Raw genomic sequence first — 16,646 nt, forward strand, 5'->3', positions numbered from 1 at the left:
CCGCCGGCGATTGAGGCGCGGGGCCCGGGGCAGAGCCCCGCAACCGCACCCCCGGCCCCCGCGACTCAATCGCCGCGGGGGCTCGCCGGCGTGGCCGACCACTCCACCCCGGCCCTCTCCCGAAACGCCTCCACCGCACTCTCCACGGTGGGGTAGAACGCCTCCGGCCCGAACGTCCGGGCCAACCCGTACCGCTCGATCTTCCTCCGCACCGGATCCTTCAGCTCGGCGAACACCAACTCCACCCCCCGCTCGCGCAGCGCCTCGTGGAGCTCCTCCAGGACATCCGCCGCGGTCGTGTCCACATCGGTCACCGGCTCCGCGGCAACCACCACGCACCGCGGCTCGACCGCCTCCCACACCGCCCCCCGCACCTCGTCGCGGAACGACTTCGCGTTGGCGAAGAACAGCGGCGCGTCGAAACGCAGCAGCACGAGCCCCGGCAGCCGCTGCGCACCGGGATGTGAACTCACGTCGTGGTAGCCCTCGAGCCCCGCCACCCGACCGAGCACCGCACTGTACGGCCACCACGCGCGCCGGAAGACGTTCAGGATCGACAGGCCGACCGCGACCGCGATCCCCGGCAGCACACCGAGCAGCGCGACGCCGAGGAACGCGGCCATGCACAGCCAGAACTCGGCCTTGCGCTGCCGCCACAGCCGCCCCGCACCCGACAGGTCGGCCAGCGAGAGCGACGCCGTGATGACGACGGCGGCGAGCGCGGGCTGCGGCAGGTTGCGGAACAGGCCGGGCAGCAGGACGAGCATGAGCAGGATCAGCGCCACGCCCACGAGTCCCGTCAACTGCGTCTTGGCGCCCGCCCGTTCGGCCACCGCGGTCCGCGATCCGCTGGTGCTCACGGGGAAGCCCTGGAAGAGACCCGCGGCCGCGTTCGCCGCGCCGATGGCGATCATCTCGTTGTTGCCGCGGACCTCCTGGCCGCTGCGGTTCGCGAACGCGGTGGCGTTGGAGATGGTGTCGGCGAGGGAGACCAGGGCGATGCCGAGAGCGCCCACGAACAGCGGGCCGAGGTCGTCCCAGCGGATGTCGGGGACGGTGAACGGCGGCAGTCCCTTCGGCAGCCGGCCGACCAGCTTCACCCCGTGCTCCCCGAGGTCGAACACGACGGTCGCGCCGATGGCGAGCACCACCATCACGAGGACGGCGGGCACCTTCGGCAGCAGCCGCTGCAGCAGCAGGACGAGCGCGATGCAGCCGACGCCCACGCCCACCGCCGCCGGCACCGCCGCCCCGTCCGCCAACCCCCGTACCAGCGCGTCGACTTCACCGATCAGACCGTCCGCGTCCACGGAGAACCCGAACAGCTTCGGCAGCTGGCCGACGAGGATGGTCAGGGCGAGCCCGTTCATGTAGCCGATCATCGTGGGCTTGGAGATGAGGTCGGCGATGAAGCCCAGGCGCCCCACGCCCGCCAGCATCGTGATCGCCCCGACCATCAGGGCGAGCACCGAGGCGAGGGCGATCGCCCGATCGCTGTCGCCGCCCGAGGCGACCAGCGGCAGGATCGTCGCCGCGATCATCGGCCCGAGCGAGGAGTCGGGGCCGAGGACGAGGATCCGGGACGGCCCCGCGACGGCGTACGCGAGCAGACACATCACCGACGTATAGAGCCCGGTGATCGCCGGAAGCCCGGCGAGCTCGGCGTACGCCATGCCCTGCGGCACGAGCAGCGTGGTCAGGACGACGCCGGCGACGAGATCCTTGACCAGCCAGGAGCGCCGGTAGGTGCGCAGCGTCTGCACACCGGGCGGCATCGGCAGGGACTTGGGCACCGCTGGGTCACCTCCGCCGGACGATCAGCTTGCCCAGCTCCCACAGCGCGAGGAGCGCGAGGGCGGGCAGCAGCGCCCAGCCGAACTGGCCGATGTGCAGGGGGACGGTGCCGAGCAGCCGGTTGAAGACATCGGTCTGTGTGACGAGCACGGCGAGCACGAACTCGCCCAGGATCGTCCAGTTGAGCTGCTTGCTGTCGAAGGTGTCGACGGTGAGCACGGTCCCGGTCTGGCTGCGGCACTCGACCGCGGCCACGATCAGGCACAGCGCGAACGCCGCGAACGCGATGGAGTTGCCGATGCGGACGCTGTCGTAGCGGGCCTCGCCGAGCTTGATCAGGCTCAGCAGCGCGACGGCGATGCCGGCGCCCACGAGCCCCACCGTGAGCATCAGCGCCGGAGTCATCACCGGTTCGCCGCGCGGCCGCGGGCGCCGTGTCATGAGCCCCGCGCCGACCCGGTCGAAGCCGAGGGAGAAGCCGAAGGCCGCGTTGACGACGAAGTGGATCCACAGCACCTGGGCGGGGTTGAACGGCTCGGCGTCCGCGATGTCGAAGAGCGAGGCGCCGAGGAACGTCAGGACGAACACGACCAGCAGGATCAGCACGAAGCGGATGTACTTGGTGAGGTTGTCGTAGATCTTGCGGCCCTGTTCCACCGCGTGAATGATCGTGGCGAAGTTGTCGTCGGACAGAATCATCCGCCCGGCGTTCTTGGCCACCTCCGTGCCCGATCCCATGGCCACGCCGATGTCGGCGGCCTTGATGGCGGGCGCGTCGTTGACGCCGTCGCCGGTCATGGCGACCACGTCGCCCTTCTTCTTCAACGTCTCGGCGAGCAGCACCTTGTGCTCGGGCGCGACCCTGCCGACGACGCCGATCCGCTCGATCCGTTCGAGCCGCTCGCTCTCGGGCAGCGCCGCGAACTCGGCGCCGAGGATCGCCTCTCCGCCGATCCCGATCTGCTCGGCGATCGCCGCGCCGGTGATCACGTCGTCGCCTGTCACCATGCGTACGCGGATATGGGCGGCCTGGGCCGCGGCGACGGCCGCCTTCGACTCGGGGCGCGCCGGGTCGACCATGCCGACGAGGCTCGTGATCCGCAACTCCCGTATCACGTCGAGGAGTTCACCGTCCGGCTTGAACGTCTCCGGGTCCAGGTCGCGCGTCGCGGCGGCCATGACCCGGCGGCCGGCCCGCTCCATCCGCTCGACCTCGGTGTCGGCCCGGCCGCGCAGTTCCGCGTCGAAGGGGATACCCGCGCCGTCGGACAGGGCCGTGGTGGTGAGCGCGAGCACGGCGGGCGCGGCGCCCTTGATGAAGCAGCGCACGACGGGCCGCCCCAGCCCGTCGTGCGCCGCGTGGAAGGTGGCCATCAGTTTGTACGCCGGGTCGAACGGCAGGGTGGCGAGGCGGGGCAGCCGCTCGCGCGTGGCGGCCACGTCGAGGCCCGCCTTGTGCCCGAGTACGAGCAGTGCGCCCTCGGTGGGGTCGCCCACCACTTCGCCGTCGACGAGCGAGGTGTCGCTGGCGACGAGGTACGGAAGGATCGCGTCCTCGATGCCGGGCGAGCTGCCCGCCGCGTGGTGGATCCTGCCCTCCAGGCCGTAGCCGGTGCCCGAGACCGTGTACCGGTCGAAGGCGTCGACGACCTCGACGACGGTCATCTGATTCATCGTCAGGGTGCCGGTCTTGTCGGAGTTCACGGCCGACGTGAAGCCCAGTGTCTCCACGGACGGCAGGTCCTTGACGATCGCGTTGCGCTTCGCCAGGTCGAGCCCGCCCATCGAGAGGATGGTCTGTGTCACCGTCGGCAGCGCCTCGGGCACCGCGGCGATGGCCAGGGACACCGCGCTGACGAACAGCGCGTCCCAGGGCTCGCCGCGGCCGCGGCCGAGCGCGAACATCACGACCATGGTGAGCGCGGCCGCCCCGACGATCCACAGGGTGAGCCGGTTCAACTCCTTGGACAGCGGCGACATTTCGCGCGGTGTCGCCGTCAACATCCCCGAGATACGGCCCAGTTCGGTGGCGGACCCGGTGGCGGTCACGAGCAGCACACCACTGCCGTGCGTCACCGGAGTGGTCATGAACGCCATGTCGCTCTGGTCGGCCGGGCCGAGCTCCTCACCGAACACCGGGTTCGCGTCCTTGGCCGCGGGCACGCTCTCGCCGGTGAGCGCCGACTCGTCGATCTGCAGCGCGGTCGCAGAGACGATCCGGCCGTCCGCCGGCACCTCGTCCCCGGCGGCGAGCAGCACCACGTCCCCGACGACGACGTCCTCCGCGGGGATCTGGGCCTCCCTGCCGTCCCTGCGCACCCGTGCGGTGGCCTTCGTCATCGCCTTCAGGGCGTTCATGGCGCTGTCCGCCTTGCCCTCCTGGCGCAGGCCGATGACCGCGTTCAGGACGGACAGGGCGAGCAGCACCACCGCCGTGCCCCACTCCTGGATGGCGAGGGACACGGCCGCGGACACGACGAGGATGATCTGCATGTACGAGGTGAACTGGCCCAGGAGCCGGCGCAACGCCGGTGTCGGCTTCTCCTCGGGCAGGGCGTTGGGCCCGTACTTTTCGCGCCGCGCCGCCGCCCGCGCGGTGTCGAGTCCCTCGGCCGGGTCGACACCGAGTTCGCGGGCCACCGAGTCGGCGGGCTCGGCGTGCCACAGGCGCGCCGGCGGAGCGCCGGGCCCGGTCGCCGCCGCGGTCACCGCGCCCGCCTCCGGGCAGCGTACGGGTCGGCCGCGGATCCGGACGGCGCCTCCTTCTCCAACTGCCGCTTCTCCAGCTCCAGTTCGTGACGGGCCTTGTCGCCGACGACCGGATACTGCGGATCGATGTCCATCAGGGTGTGTGCGAGCACGGCCGCCGAGCAGGTCCGTGCGTACCACTTGCGGTCGGCGGGCACGACGTACCACGGGGCCCAGCGTGTGCTCGTGGCGGACAGCATGTCCTCGAACGCCTCCTGGTAGTCGTCCCAGCGGGCGCGTTCACGCGCGTCCGCCGCCGAGAACTTCCAGTTCCGCTCCGGTACGTCGATGCGTTTGAGGAATCGGACCCGCTGCTCCTCCTTGGACAGGTTCAGGAACAGCTTGACGAGCCTGTATCCGTTGTCCGTCAGATACCGCTCCCACTGGTTGATCTCGCGGTAGCGCCGGCGCCACAGCGCCTTGCCGCTCTGCTTGCGTCCCGGGAGCCGCTGGCGGTCCAGGAGTTCGGGATGCACCCGCACCACCAGGACCTCCTCGTAGTGGGAGCGGTTGAAGATGCCGATCTCCCCGCGGCGCGGCAGGCCGCGGGTGTAGCGCCAGAGATAGTCGTGGCTCAGTTCGTCGTGCGAGGGCACCTTGAACCCCGCCACGCGTACGCCCTGCGGGTTCACGCCGCTCATGACGTGACGGATCGTGCCGTCCTTGCCGCCGGCGTCGATCGCCTGCAGACACAGCAGGACGCCGTGTGTGCCCTCGGCGGCCAGCCTGCGCTGGTGGTCGGCGAGCAGGGCGACGCCCTCGGCCAGCAGCTCCCTGCCCTGCCGCTTGTTCTTCAGGCCCGACGTACGGGCGGGATCGAAGTCCTTGGACAGGTGCACCTTCGTTCCGGGCTCGACCCGCAGGGGTGCGATGAACTCGGCGATCCGCTCGGCGCGCTTGTCCTTCGTGCGCGCCCGTCCGTCCTTCATGAGCCACCTCGCTCCGTGTCCGCCGCGGGTCGAGCCGGTCCGGTCACTACAACGTGTCCCGCTTCACCACGCACAGGCCCCAGATGACGAGCGCGTTCATCGCGATCAGCGTCAGGGACCAGAACGGGTAGTACGGGATGGAAAGGAAGTTGCCGATCATGACCAGGACGGCGACGACCACGCCGAGCACCCTGGCCCATTTCATCGCGACGAACAGGCCGAAGCTGACGACCACGGCGACGATGCCGAGGAGCAGATGGATCCAGCCCCAGGTCGTGAGGTCGAACTGGAAGGTGTACTCGGGCGTGCTGAGGAACACCTTGTCCTCCAGAACCGCCATCAGACCGCGGAAGAAGCCCATGGTCCCAACGATGAAGAGCATGACCGCCGCGAAGATGGTCAGCCCGCCGGCGGCCGCTTCCCTCGCGCCGCCCATGCCGTGTTGCGAAGTGGTCGAGGTGGCCATCACAGGACCCCCAAGGGTTGAGGAGGGTGCCGATTGCACCGCTGTGCCGCCGAGTGTCATGGCCCGGAGGAGCCGCGGTCGTCACCCTCCGGGGGTGACGACCCGACAGTGCGCCGCGCGGAGGCTGTCGGGGATCCGGCCCGCAAGCTGAAGCGAGGCGATGAGCGTGGCAAGCACTCCCGGGGCGGCCGACGGCCAAGGGCCCCTCCCAGAAGCCGGACCCGGCCCTGACCGAAGTCGGCAGCGCCGCATTCTCGCGCCGCTCGCACTGGCCCAGTTCATCTGCAGCTTCGCAGGGTCGAACATGAACGTGATGATCAAGGACATCAGCAAGGACCTGGACACCACCGTGCAGGGCGTACAGACCGCGATCACCATCTTCCTGCTGGTCATGGCGGCGCTGATGATCCCCGGCGGGATCCTCGCCGACCGCTACGGCCGCAAGCGCTGCCTCGTCATCGGGCTCTCGATCTACGGGGTCGGGGCGCTGATCAGCGCGGCGGCGCCGGGCCTCGGCGTGCTGATCCTGGGCAACTCGATCCTGGAGGGCATCGGCACCGCCCTGCTGATCCCCCCGGTCTACATCCTCACCACCCTCCTCTTCACCGAAGTGACGAGCCGCGCCAAGGCGTTCGGCACGATCATGGCCTTCGCCGGCATCGGCGCCGCCACGGGACCGCTCCTCGGCGGCCTGATCACGTCGGCGATCAGCTGGCGGGCGGCGTTCGTGTTCCAGGCGGTGGTGGTGGCGGTCATCATCGTGCTGAGCCGCAAGCTCGAGGACCCGCTCCCGGCCGACCCCTCCCTCGACTTCGACACCGTGGGCGCGATCCTGTCGGCGACCGGACTCGTCCTCGTGGTCTGCGGGATCCTCGCGGCGGACGACAACCTCTGGCTCATGGGCGGGCTGCTCCTGGTCGGCACGCTGGTCCTGGTGGCGTTCTTCCGCTGGGTGAAAAGGAGGGAGCGGACCGGAGCCCAACCGCTCCTGCCGACCTCGCTGTTCCGCAACCGGACGTCGAACCTCGGTCTGATCACCCAGCACACCCAGTGGCTGATGCTCATGGGCGTGTCGTTCGTGGTCGCCGCGTATCTCCAGGTCGTCCGCGGCTACAACGCCATCGACACCGGCATCATCTTCACCGCGTCGACCGTGGGCCTGCTCATCAGCTCGCTCGGCGCGGAGCGGTTCGCCAAGCGCCGCGAACAACGCACCCTCATCATGGCCGGTTTCATCGTCACGGTGTGCGGCATCGGCGTGCTCCTGGCCGTGGCGGACGTCTCGTCGAAGGCCTGGGCCTCCACGCCGGGACTGCTCCTGATCGGCCTGGGCGTCGGCCTCATGCTCACGCCGTCGGTCAACGTGGTGCAGTCCAGCTTCCCCGAGGACATGCAGGGCGAGATCTCCGGGCTGTCGCGCAGCGTGTCCAACCTCGGCTCCTCCGTGGGCACGGCGCTCGCCGGCACGATCCTCGTCGCCGACCCGTCCGCCGGGCCCTACGCCGTCTCGCTTGTGGTGCTCGCGGTGATCGGTCTGGGAGGCCTGGCCGCGGCGGCCCGGCTGCCACGGATCCCGCCGGCGCCACCGGCACCGACCCCTCACCCGTAATCGCGGTCGTACGACACGGCGCTGCGCACCACGAGGTCCTGCAGCGCCGCACGATGCTTGCTGAACGGTATCCAGAGCAGCCCCAGGGGAAAGGTCACCGACACCGCGGCCCGTACGAGGGCCCGCACCGTCCGCAGCCGCCGCCCCGCCCGGTCCGTCACGCACACGCCCAGCAGCCGGTCTCCGGGTGTGGCCCCGACCACCGCCCACGAGCCGCCGAGATAGCAGACGGCCAGGGTCCAACCGATCGGACCGGCAACCCAGTTGGGCACGTCCGGCACTTGGAACGGCGGCCCGACGACCATCAACCGCGCACAGCCCGCGCCGACTTGGACGATCAGACCGATCACGGCGAGCACGAGCACGTCGACCAGGGCGGCGAGGCCACGCGAGACGATTCCGGCGGGCCGGGAGCGGAGAGCGGGTCTGCTGTCGGCCGCGGTCACGGGGAGCGCTCATCCGAAGGCCCGGCACGCCGCAGCATCCTGTCGGCGAACCGGTTGACGCTCCGGTCCCCGCGCTGCCCGAGCAGGCGCACCGCCTCGGCCGCCTCGACGGTGAGCCCTCCCCCGGTGTCCCGCACGATCCGCCCGAGATCGATCTCCCGCAGCACTCCACGGGTGATCCCCACCAGGTCGAACCGGGCGAGCACGGCGTCGACGTCGAGTCTGGCGGCGATGTGGTCGACGTCCACGCGGGCGACGATGCGGTCGACATCGACGCGTGCCGCGATCCGGTCCACGTCCACTCGCGCGGCGACGCGGTCCACGTCGACGCGGTCGGCCACACCGTCCACGTCGACGCGGCGGGCGACCCGGTCCACATCGACGCGGTCCGCGACGGCGTTGACGTCGACGCGGGCGGCGACCGCCGCCACGTCCACCCGAGCGGCGACCGCGTTGACGTCCACCCGGCCGACGACCGCTGCGATGTCGAGCCGTTCGGCGATCCGGTTCACGTCCACGCGGTCGACCAGCTCGTCCAGGTCGAGGCAGTCGAGCACCACCCCGACCGACCGCCGGACCACGACCCGCGGCACCTTCCCCAGCACACCGAGCACACCGAGCACCCCCCGTGCCATCCGACCCGCCACCGCCACCGCGCCGTCCGCACTCACCTCGACCATGCCGCGACCGAAGCAGCCGGCGGCGCGCCCGGCATCCTCCGCGACGGGTGAGTGACACGGGTCCGCGGACCCGCGCCCCCGTGGACGTAGGACAACGGCAGTCATCCCGGCGGCAGTTCGGGCACCGGACGAAGGTCCCCCGCGAAACCGAACGCCACGCCACGCTGCGCGGCCAGCAGCCGGGCGAGCCGCAACACGCTGAGCCCGCTGACCCCCAGTTCGCGCGCGTGCCGCAGGTCGACCACGACGCCCGCGACACCCGGTCGGATGGCCGCGTGCAGCACCTGCCCGATACGGGCCTCTGCGGCGGGTCCGATCGCCTCGAACACCTCGATCACCAGACAGCCCGCGACGCGCCGCACCACCACGGGTGGGGCGTCGGAACGGGGCAACACGGCCTTCGGCCTGCGAGTCACGAGCGGAACGTTCCATGCCATGAATAAGTCCCCCCGAGTGCGCCGGACTTGGGAGAACAGCATCGTCACGCCGGACGGCGGCGGCATCGCTCCGCGAGGGTGAGCGGGTTCGACGGGATCGGCAACGACGGTTCCCGTCCGCACTGTTGATCATCGCCCGGGAGGTTCTTAGTCTCGACCCGTCGCACCGTGGACACGTTTCCACGCCCCGCACGGCCTTGACGAAGGTGGAACCCCGCATGAGTCACGCAAATGAGGCACAGCAGGACCAGCAGGCACAGCACACCGGCCCGAGCCGCCGCCGAGTGATCGGCGGCGCGGCCACGCTGGCCGTCGCCGCGACAACGTTGCCCACCGGCATCGCGTCCGCCGCCCCTGACCGGTCCTCCCCCTCCGACCTCGCCCGCTGGAAAAGACAAGCGGCCCGGGTGACGATCACCCGCGACGACTGGGGCATCCCGCACGTAGTGGGCAGGACGGACGCCGACGCGGTGTTCGGGATGATGTACACGCAGGCCGAGGACGACTTCAACCGCATCGAGCGCAACTACCTCGTCAGCCTCGGCCGCCTCGCCGAGTCCGAGGGTGAGAGCGCGCTCTGGCAGGACCTGCGCCAACGCCTGTTCATCGACCCGGAGGAGCTGAAGAAGGAGTACGCGAAGTGCCCGTCCTGGCTTCGCGCCCTGATGCGCGGCTGGGCCGACGGCCTCAACTACTACTTGGCGACCCACCCCGACGTACGCCCCCGGGTGCTCACCCACTTCGAGCCGTGGATGCCGCTGAGCTTCTCCGAGGGCAGCATCGGAGGCGACATCGAATCGGTGGCGCTGAGCCAGCTGGAGGCGTTCTACGCACAGCGCGAGATCCCCTGGACAGACGAGGAACGCGGCCTGAAGTTCCGCGAACCGTCCGGCTCCAACGGCATGTCGATCGCCCCCGGCAACACCCGCGACGGCAACGCCCTCCTCCTGATCAACCCCCACACCAGCTTCTTCTTCCGCGCGGAACAACACGTGACGAGCGAAGAGGGTCTCGACGTCTACGGCGCCGCGACCTGGGGCCAGTTCTTCATCTACCAGGGCTTCAACGAGAACACCGGCTGGATGCACACGTCGAGCGGCGTCGACAACATCGACGAGTTCGCGGAGACGGTCGACCGCACGTCGGACGGCACGTACACCTACCGCTACGGCAAGGACCACCGCCCCGTAACAACAAAGGACATCACCCTCACCTCCCGCACGGAGAACGGCGACACGGAGCGCCACACCTTCACGACGTACGCGACCCACCACGGCCCGATCGTCCGCGAGGCGGACGGCAAATGGATCGCATGCGCCCTGATGAACAAGCCACTGGAAGCCCTGAAACAAAGCTACTTGCGCACAACGACGCGCAACTACACCGAGTACATGAAGGTGGCGGAGCTGAAGGCCAACAGCTCCAACAACACGCTCTTCGCGGACTCGAAGGGCGACATCGCCTTCCTGATGCCGCAGTTCATGCCGGTCCGCAATGACCGCTTCGACTACATGAAGCCGGTCGACGGCAGCGACCCGGCCACCGACTGGCACGGCCTGCACACCCTGGACAGCATGCCGCAGGCGGTGAACCCGAAGAGCGGCTGGGCGTTCAACAGCAACAACTGGCCCTGGACGGCGGCCGGCGCGGACAGCCCGCACGCGTCGGACTACCCCCGATACTTCGACAAGGCGGGCGAGAACCCCCGCGGCCCGCACGCGATCCGCGTCCTCACCTCCAGCCGGAACTTCACCCCCCATTCCCTCATCAAGGGCGCCTTCGACCCCTACCTGACGGCATTCGCCCGCCTCCTCCCGGGCCTGGTGAAAGCCTGGGACCACCTCCCGACGGGCAGCGCCCAGAAACGCAAACTCTCGTCCCCCACCGCCCTGTTGCGCGACTGGGACCACCGCTGGTCGGCCGCATCGAAGGCGACATCACTCGCGGTGTTCTGGGGCGAGGCGCTCTGGGCCCTGGTCTCCAAGGCGGCAGCGGACGCGGGCCTCTCGGTCTGGGACTACATGGCGGACCGCGCCACGGACACCCAACGCCTCACGGCCCTCGAATCGGCGGTCGACCGCCTGACACAGGACTTCGGCGGCTGGCAGGTCCCGTGGTCCGAGATCAACCGCTACCAGCGCAACGACGGCGCGATCACCCAGACCTTCGACGACACCAAGCCCAGCTACCCGGTCCCCTTCACCTCCGCCCAATGGGGCTCCCTCGCCTCCTTCGGCGCGAAGCGCTACCCCGGCACGAAGCGCTACTACGGCACGAGCGGCAACAGCTTCGTGGCGGTCGTCGAATTCGGCCCACGCCTCCGGGCCTGGGCCATCACAGCCGGCGGCGCCAGCGGCCACCCGGACTCCCCGCACTTCGGCGACCAGGTGAAGCGGTACGCGAGCGGGGACCTGCGGCCGGTGTACTTCTATCCGGAGGAGTTGGAGGGGCATGTGGAGCGGAGGTACCGACCGGGCGAGTGAGGCGACGCACGCGGGGAGCGCAGCAGTTGAGCTCTCCCCTTGGTCGACTACTTCCCCGGACCGAAGTACTTCCCGACGCCGTCAATGGCCGCGTATCCCCTGGCCGTCAGGTACGGCGTCACGTAGCGCGTGGCGCCGTTCGCCGGGTCGGGTCCTGACCACGTCCTGCCACGCTCGGGCACCTGGGAGTCTCCGCGTGCGGCGTGCAGACGGAGGACGCGCGGCGTCAGGCCGTCCGCCTCGAAGACGACCCGGAGATCCCAGATGTCGGGGGCCTCGACGGAGTCGTCCGTCAGGCGGCGCGGGGCGACGACTGCGTCGAACGTGGCGTGTTCGCCGTCCTCGCCGGCCCGATGGGCTGGCACGGTCAACTCCGCTCCGTGGATGCGGCCCAGCAGAGAGAGCGAGGCGCGGGCACCGTCGACACGGACACCGCCGGCCGCGGAGACGACGAAGGTGAACAACTCGTCGTCTCCCTGCTGCTGTTGCACCATGAGCACGGCGTCGAGAGGCGCGGTCTCCCCGCCGATGTCGAGGACTCCGAGGCCGCCTCTTGTCCGCAGAGCGCGCCAGTACCGCCCGCCGTGCGGAGTGTGCCGGTGGGCCGACATGGGCCAGGCGGCATCCGCGGGTGCGGTCAGCGGGACGTCGCGGACGAGACCGCCCCCGCGCAACCGGGCCCACAGCGCCCACACACCGTCGCCCGGTTCGGACAGTGCCAGCTGTGCGCTCCACGAAGCGTCCGGCCCTTCAGTGTCAGTGTCGGTGTTCGTGGGCAGAGCACGAGAGGTACCGTCCACGCGGTGGCGCAGCTGGACCTCGACGTCGGGCGCTCCCTCGTGGCCGGGCAGCCGCAGCACGGCATTCCCGGTGAGGCTGAGGGTGCCGTCCTCCTCAGTGAGGGTGGCAACAGTGGCACGGGCCGGGATGGTGTCGGTGACGTCGTAGACGTCGTCCGGGATGCGCTCCTCGGGGGCGTCGTGGAACCGGAAGAACGGCCACGTCCGGTACGCGCGGCCGCCCTCGATGAGCAGGTCGACGTCCGCTCGATGAGGGTGGAACCAGCCGAGGTACAGCAGCTCGTCGAGCTTGCCGCTGGTCAGGCAGTGCACCATGAGTCGCTCGTAGGGGCCGATTTCGGAGGCGAAGTCATCGCTCCAATAGCGGTCGAAGAGATCCAGCGTGGAGGCGAGGATCTCGGCGGTGTACGCCTCGTCGTAACGGGGTCCGGTGCCGGGGTCGAAGCGGGAGAAGCCGATCACCGGCAGCAGAGTCTTCCCCAGGATGTTCCTGAAGTGCCGGCCGAGGAGCGTGCGCCGCCCACGCGGATCGCTCACCCGCTCGTCCACCATGCTCAGCAGCCGCTCGAACATGACGACCCGCTCCTGAGCGGACTTGGGGCGCTTGCTCAGGTTCTGGCCGTCGTCACGGGCGCGCGCGTAGTAGCACGTGTAGTCGCCGACGACGGAGATCGTCCGGGCCGACAGCAACGCATCGGTCACGAAGACCTGGTCCTCGCCCAGCCACAGGTCCGTGTCGAACCGGATGTGGTTGTCGTCCAGGAGGGAGCGCCGATAGAGCTTCGTCGGACCCAGCGAGCGGTACACCTGACTGGTGTACAGGTCAGCGCGCGGAGCGTGCCGGAAGGCCGCTTCCGCCATACGGCGACCGCCGACACCGGCCATCTTCCCGACCACCACGTCACTGTCCTGCTCGTCGGCCATGGCCACCATGCGAGCAAGCGCCTCGTCACCCAGGTAGTCATCGGCGTCCATGAGAAACACGTAACGGCCGCGGGCCTGGTCGATGCCCTGGTTGCGGGGAACGCTGGGCCCACCGGAGTTCCGCTCGCGGGCCACGACACGGACTTGAGGGTGGCGGTCGGCGAAGCGCCGCAGCTCCTGGAGGCTCGCGTCGGTGGACTTGTCCTCGACGGCGACGATCTCCATCTGCTCGATTCCGAGTGTCTGCCCGACGAGGGAGTCGAGACACTCGGTCAGATACGGCATCGCGTTGTACACGGCCACGACGACCGAGACGGCCGGGGGCGTGGGCTCGCCGGCGGAGGCTTGGGGATCGGTCACGATGGCGCCTATCCATTAAGTGGGCCGGTCGGTCAGGCGGGCTGGGGCCACGGCGAGGGTGCGGCTCGGCCCAGATCGTGGACGCTCACGGTGTGCGCCGCGGCCGGCGACACAAGCGGGCCGAACACGGCGACGACACTCAGGTGGTGCTCGCCGGCGTGCCACGGCTCCTCGCCGAGGAAGGACCAGGAGCCGTCGGCGCGCACCGGGGCCCGACCGATCCGCCGTTCGCCGTCGAACAGGACGACGGCCGACGCGTGCGGCGCCCGGCCCCGGATGCAGGGGTGACCGCCCGACAGCCGTCCGGGCCGCGGCATCGTTACCCGGGGGGCTTCCAGAGCGTCGACGACGTGCACGGGGTGGTCGACCGGTGCGGTGAGGACTCCGTCGGCGCGCTGTCCGACGAGGGTGAGGACGTGCTCACCGGGAGGCCAGTACGTCGTTCGCCGCCACGTCCATTCGCCTTTGGGGCCGATCAGCGTCGCACCGATGCGGGAGCCGTCGAGGTAGAAGCTGATGCGCGTGAGGGTGCGGTCGGCGACGCCGGCGAACTTCTGGGCCGGGACGATGCGCCGCCCGGCGCGCGGTCCACGGATCTTGATGCGCCCCGGTGCGGTACCCGTGCGATCCGAGTGGAGGGGAAAGGTCTCCGCGGTCCTCCCAGGATGGGCGGGCAACTCGGGGGCCTGGGGCGACACGGCACGGAGCACGTGCTCCGAAAGCACCTCCAGCCGTACGAGCTCCGCGGCGACGCGCTGAGCCACACGCCATGCTCCGGCCCGGTTCAGGTGCAGTGAGTCGATCCGGCCGGCCGGGACGTCGGGGTGCCCGCCCGCGTCGTACCAGCGGAAGTGGCGGCGCGTCTCCTCGGGGCCGAGCTCCTGCCACAGCTGGGTGGTCAGCCGGTGGAGGTCGAGCAGGGGGACGCCCGACTCCACGGCCGCCGCCCGGGCGTGCTCGGAATATCCACCGGTGGTGTCCGCCACCGTGCCGTCCTCGGTGAAGTCGGCGGGGCAGAGCTGCGTGACGACCACGGGGACACCTCCGCGTTCGGCGACCGCGGCGGCGAACCGTCGAAGGTTGTCGCGGTACACCCGCGGCGGCACGTACCAGTTGTCACGGCCTAGCTGCTGATCGGTGTTGCCCAAGGCGATGAGGCACACGTCCCCGGGTCTCATCAGGTTGACCAGCGTCGCGGCACGGTGGCGGAGGAACGTCGAGCTGTTGTGCCCCTCCTGCGCGTAGTTGAACAGGGGCGGCTCGGGCACGACGAAGCGCGGCAGGTGCTGGGGCCAGCCCGAGAGGGGATCACTGTCCTTGGCCCGCTGCTGGGTCACGGAGTCACCGGCCACGAAAAGAGCTGGCACTTCCCTGGTGTCCGTCATGCATTCCACTCTCCATGTTCCCCGGGGCGGCCGCCACAGAAGTCGCGCAGTCCCCGGTCCGGTTGGCGGACCGCCCGGACGTGTGTTGGTCTGATGGCTGGAGCGGACTCCCGAACGGACGAAATGGAGACTGCCATCGATACCGATATGCGCGCGCATACCGATATGCAGGAGCGCTGGAATTGCGCGCCGGCCGTCTACATCCTCGGAGATTCCGTAGCCAAAATGGTCGCCCCGAAACGCCGCGACCGCGCCGGCTGGGGCGAAGAACTCGAGCGGCTTTTCACCGACGAAGTACGCGTCTACAACTTCAGCAGGAAAGACTGGTCGATTCTCAGCGCCGCGGAGATATTTCTGCCCTCCGTCCTGAACACCCTGCGCCCCGGCGACATCGTCCTCATCGCCTACGGCCACGTCGACCAACAGCTCCACCGCCACGACCGCTACGTCGCGCCGGCCGACTTCTGTTACGTCCTGTGCCGGATGGCGCGGCAGGTCCGCGACCGTGGTGGGGTTCCCGTGTTCGTCACGCAGGCCACCCGCGCCGGGTTCTACGAGGACGGCACCGTGATCGACGCGACCGGGGGCTACGCCGACCTCGTGCGCGAGACCGCCGCCGCGCACGAGGTACCCGTGCTGGACCTGAGCGAGCTCACCGCACGCCTCTTCCGCTCGCTCGGCCCTCGCGAGACCCGCCTCTACTTCAACTGGTTCGCCGCCGGTGAGCTGCAGGAACTGCCGGACGGCCAGATCGACACCAGTAACTTCAACCGGGCCGGCTGCGCGCGCATCGCCGTACTGATGGCCGAGGAGCTGAAGGCCCAGGGCCTCGTCGAGGCTCGGTGGTTCCTTCTCCCCGCCCCGGTTCCGCCCCCGCTGCCGGGCCGCCCCGAGTGGGACACCGCGCAGATCGAGGCCGAGCTGGCCCGCCGGGCGGTCGTCCCCGAGCTCCCGGTCGAGGTGTCCTTCCAGGATCCCGCCCCGGGAGCCGTCGTCCTGCCGCGCCGCGTCTTCCGCGGGACCGCGGGCCAAGGCGTCCGGCACATCGTCTTCTTCAGCGACGGCCGGCCCGTGGGCGAGACGAGCGTCGGCCCCCAGGGCACCTGGCTGTGGCGGCTCGCGTACTACTGGCCGCCCGGCCCGCACACCCTCACCGCGGTCGGCCTCACCGACAAGGCAGCCACCACCCCGGTCGAACTCCCCCTGCGGGTGATTGCCTCGATCGAGGCGCCGACGGTGACACATCCGCTGCCGGGCCGGGTCGTGCCGGGCACGCCGGTGATCGCCGGAGTGGCCAGGAACGCCTCGAAGGCCGTGTTCCTCCACCACGGCCGCCGTATCGGAGAGACCAAGGTCGACGACGGCGGCCGCTGGTCGTTCACACCGTCCGAGCCCTGGCCCGCCGGGCGGCACACGGTCCGTGTGGTCGCCTGTCACGGCATGGTCATCTCGCCGCCCGCCGACTGGGAGATCGAGGTCGTGGACGCCGTCGCCCCGCCCGCTGAGCTGCCCGGCACGGACACGCTCCCCACCGAGGTCCATGGGTGGCGGCCCGCGCTTCGAAGCGACCGGTAACCGGAAGGGG

At 70.2% G+C, this 16,646-nt stretch carries 12 protein-coding genes; 3 read left to right on the forward strand and 9 right to left on the reverse strand.

Annotated elements, in window-relative coordinates; translation table 11 throughout:
- Positions 1-65: 65 nt before the first annotated feature.
- Genes OHA73_RS08010 through OHA73_RS08025 form a run of 4 tightly spaced genes read right to left on the reverse strand, consistent with a single transcriptional unit; the run spans position 66 to position 5,937 of the window.
- A complete protein-coding gene (locus OHA73_RS08010) occupies positions 66-1,775 on the reverse strand; it encodes a SulP family inorganic anion transporter (protein WP_327658432.1) in 1,710 nt (569 codons plus the stop codon).
- A 25-nt stretch (positions 1,776-1,800) separates the two neighbouring features.
- Positions 1,801-4,461 (reverse strand): cation-translocating P-type ATPase, encoded by a 2,661-nt coding sequence (locus tag OHA73_RS08015; protein ID WP_327658433.1) that lies wholly within the window; start codon positions 4,459-4,461, stop codon positions 1,801-1,803.
- A gap of 38 nt (positions 4,462-4,499) precedes the next feature.
- Positions 4,500-5,471: a polyphosphate kinase 2 family protein gene (locus OHA73_RS08020; protein WP_327654668.1), complete on the reverse strand. Its 972-nt coding sequence runs from the start codon at positions 5,469-5,471 to the stop codon at positions 4,500-4,502.
- 46 nt (positions 5,472-5,517) lie between these two features.
- Complete coding sequence (locus OHA73_RS08025; RefSeq protein ID WP_327654669.1) at positions 5,518-5,937, reverse strand: DUF7144 family membrane protein; 420 nt, start codon at positions 5,935-5,937, stop codon at positions 5,518-5,520.
- 160 nt (positions 5,938-6,097) lie between these two features.
- Between OHA73_RS08025 and OHA73_RS08030 the strand changes: the two genes are divergently transcribed.
- On the forward strand, positions 6,098-7,546 hold the full coding sequence (locus OHA73_RS08030) for an MFS transporter (protein ID WP_443063046.1): 1,449 nt from the start codon (positions 6,098-6,100) through the stop codon (positions 7,544-7,546).
- Here OHA73_RS08030 and OHA73_RS08035 read toward each other — a convergent pair.
- The 3 genes from OHA73_RS08035 to OHA73_RS08045 form a co-directional block, all read right to left on the reverse strand.
- On the reverse strand, positions 7,537-7,992 hold the full coding sequence (locus tag OHA73_RS08035) for an RDD family protein (protein ID WP_327654670.1): 456 nt from the start codon (positions 7,990-7,992) through the stop codon (positions 7,537-7,539). The genes OHA73_RS08030 and OHA73_RS08035 overlap by 10 nt on opposite strands.
- Complete coding sequence (locus OHA73_RS08040; protein WP_327654671.1) at positions 7,989-8,672, reverse strand: hypothetical protein; 684 nt, start codon at positions 8,670-8,672, stop codon at positions 7,989-7,991. Before OHA73_RS08040 ends, OHA73_RS08035 begins: the two co-directional genes overlap by 4 nt.
- A 101-nt stretch (positions 8,673-8,773) precedes the next feature.
- Positions 8,774-9,088: a hypothetical protein gene (locus OHA73_RS08045; RefSeq protein ID WP_267071495.1), complete on the reverse strand. Its 315-nt coding sequence runs from the start codon at positions 9,086-9,088 to the stop codon at positions 8,774-8,776.
- Positions 9,089-9,327: 239 nt separating this feature from the next.
- Here OHA73_RS08045 and OHA73_RS08050 point away from each other — a divergent pair, with 239 nt between their 5' ends.
- Positions 9,328-11,592 carry a penicillin acylase family protein gene (locus OHA73_RS08050; protein WP_267071494.1) on the forward strand — a complete coding sequence of 755 codons (2,265 nt, stop codon included), beginning with the start codon at positions 9,328-9,330 and terminating at the stop codon, positions 11,590-11,592.
- A gap of 47 nt (positions 11,593-11,639) precedes the next feature.
- Here OHA73_RS08050 and OHA73_RS08055 read toward each other — a convergent pair whose 3' ends face one another.
- On the reverse strand, positions 11,640-13,676 hold the full coding sequence (locus tag OHA73_RS08055; RefSeq protein WP_327654672.1) for a glycosyltransferase family 2 protein: 2,037 nt from the start codon (positions 13,674-13,676) through the stop codon (positions 11,640-11,642).
- A 32-nt stretch (positions 13,677-13,708) separates the two neighbouring features.
- The gene (locus tag OHA73_RS08060) at positions 13,709-15,061 is read right to left on the reverse strand and encodes a GDSL-type esterase/lipase family protein (RefSeq protein WP_327654673.1); all 1,353 of its coding nucleotides are present in this window, start codon (positions 15,059-15,061) and stop codon (positions 13,709-13,711) included.
- Between the two features lie 225 nt (positions 15,062-15,286).
- Between OHA73_RS08060 and OHA73_RS08065 the strand changes: the two genes are divergently transcribed.
- Complete coding sequence (locus OHA73_RS08065; RefSeq protein ID WP_327654674.1) at positions 15,287-16,636, forward strand: hypothetical protein; 1,350 nt, start codon at positions 15,287-15,289, stop codon at positions 16,634-16,636.
- The last annotated feature ends 10 nt before the right edge of the window (positions 16,637-16,646 follow it).

This window comes from Streptomyces sp. NBC_00483, assembly GCF_036013745.1.
In the GTDB taxonomy this organism is placed as follows: Bacteria; Actinomycetota; Actinomycetes; order Streptomycetales; family Streptomycetaceae; genus Streptomyces.

Coding starts and splice junctions, on each gene's coding strand:
- OHA73_RS08010 (WP_327658432.1), bottom strand. CDS start 1,775: ATGCCGCCCGGTGTGCAGACGCTGCGCACCTACCGGCGCTCCTGGCTG.
- OHA73_RS08020 (WP_327654668.1), bottom strand. CDS start 5,471: ATGAAGGACGGACGGGCGCGCACGAAGGACAAGCGCGCCGAGCGGATC.
- OHA73_RS08025 (WP_327654669.1), bottom strand. CDS start 5,937: ATGGCCACCTCGACCACTTCGCAACACGGCATGGGCGGCGCGAGGGAA.
- OHA73_RS08030 (WP_443063046.1), top strand. CDS start 6,098: ATGAGCGTGGCAAGCACTCCCGGGGCGGCCGACGGCCAAGGGCCCCTC.
- OHA73_RS08040 (WP_327654671.1), bottom strand. CDS start 8,672: ATGGTCGAGGTGAGTGCGGACGGCGCGGTGGCGGTGGCGGGTCGGATG.
- OHA73_RS08050 (WP_267071494.1), top strand. CDS start 9,328: ATGAGTCACGCAAATGAGGCACAGCAGGACCAGCAGGCACAGCACACC.
- OHA73_RS08060 (WP_327654673.1), bottom strand. CDS start 15,061: ATGACGGACACCAGGGAAGTGCCAGCTCTTTTCGTGGCCGGTGACTCC.
- OHA73_RS08065 (WP_327654674.1), top strand. CDS start 15,287: ATGGTCGCCCCGAAACGCCGCGACCGCGCCGGCTGGGGCGAAGAACTC.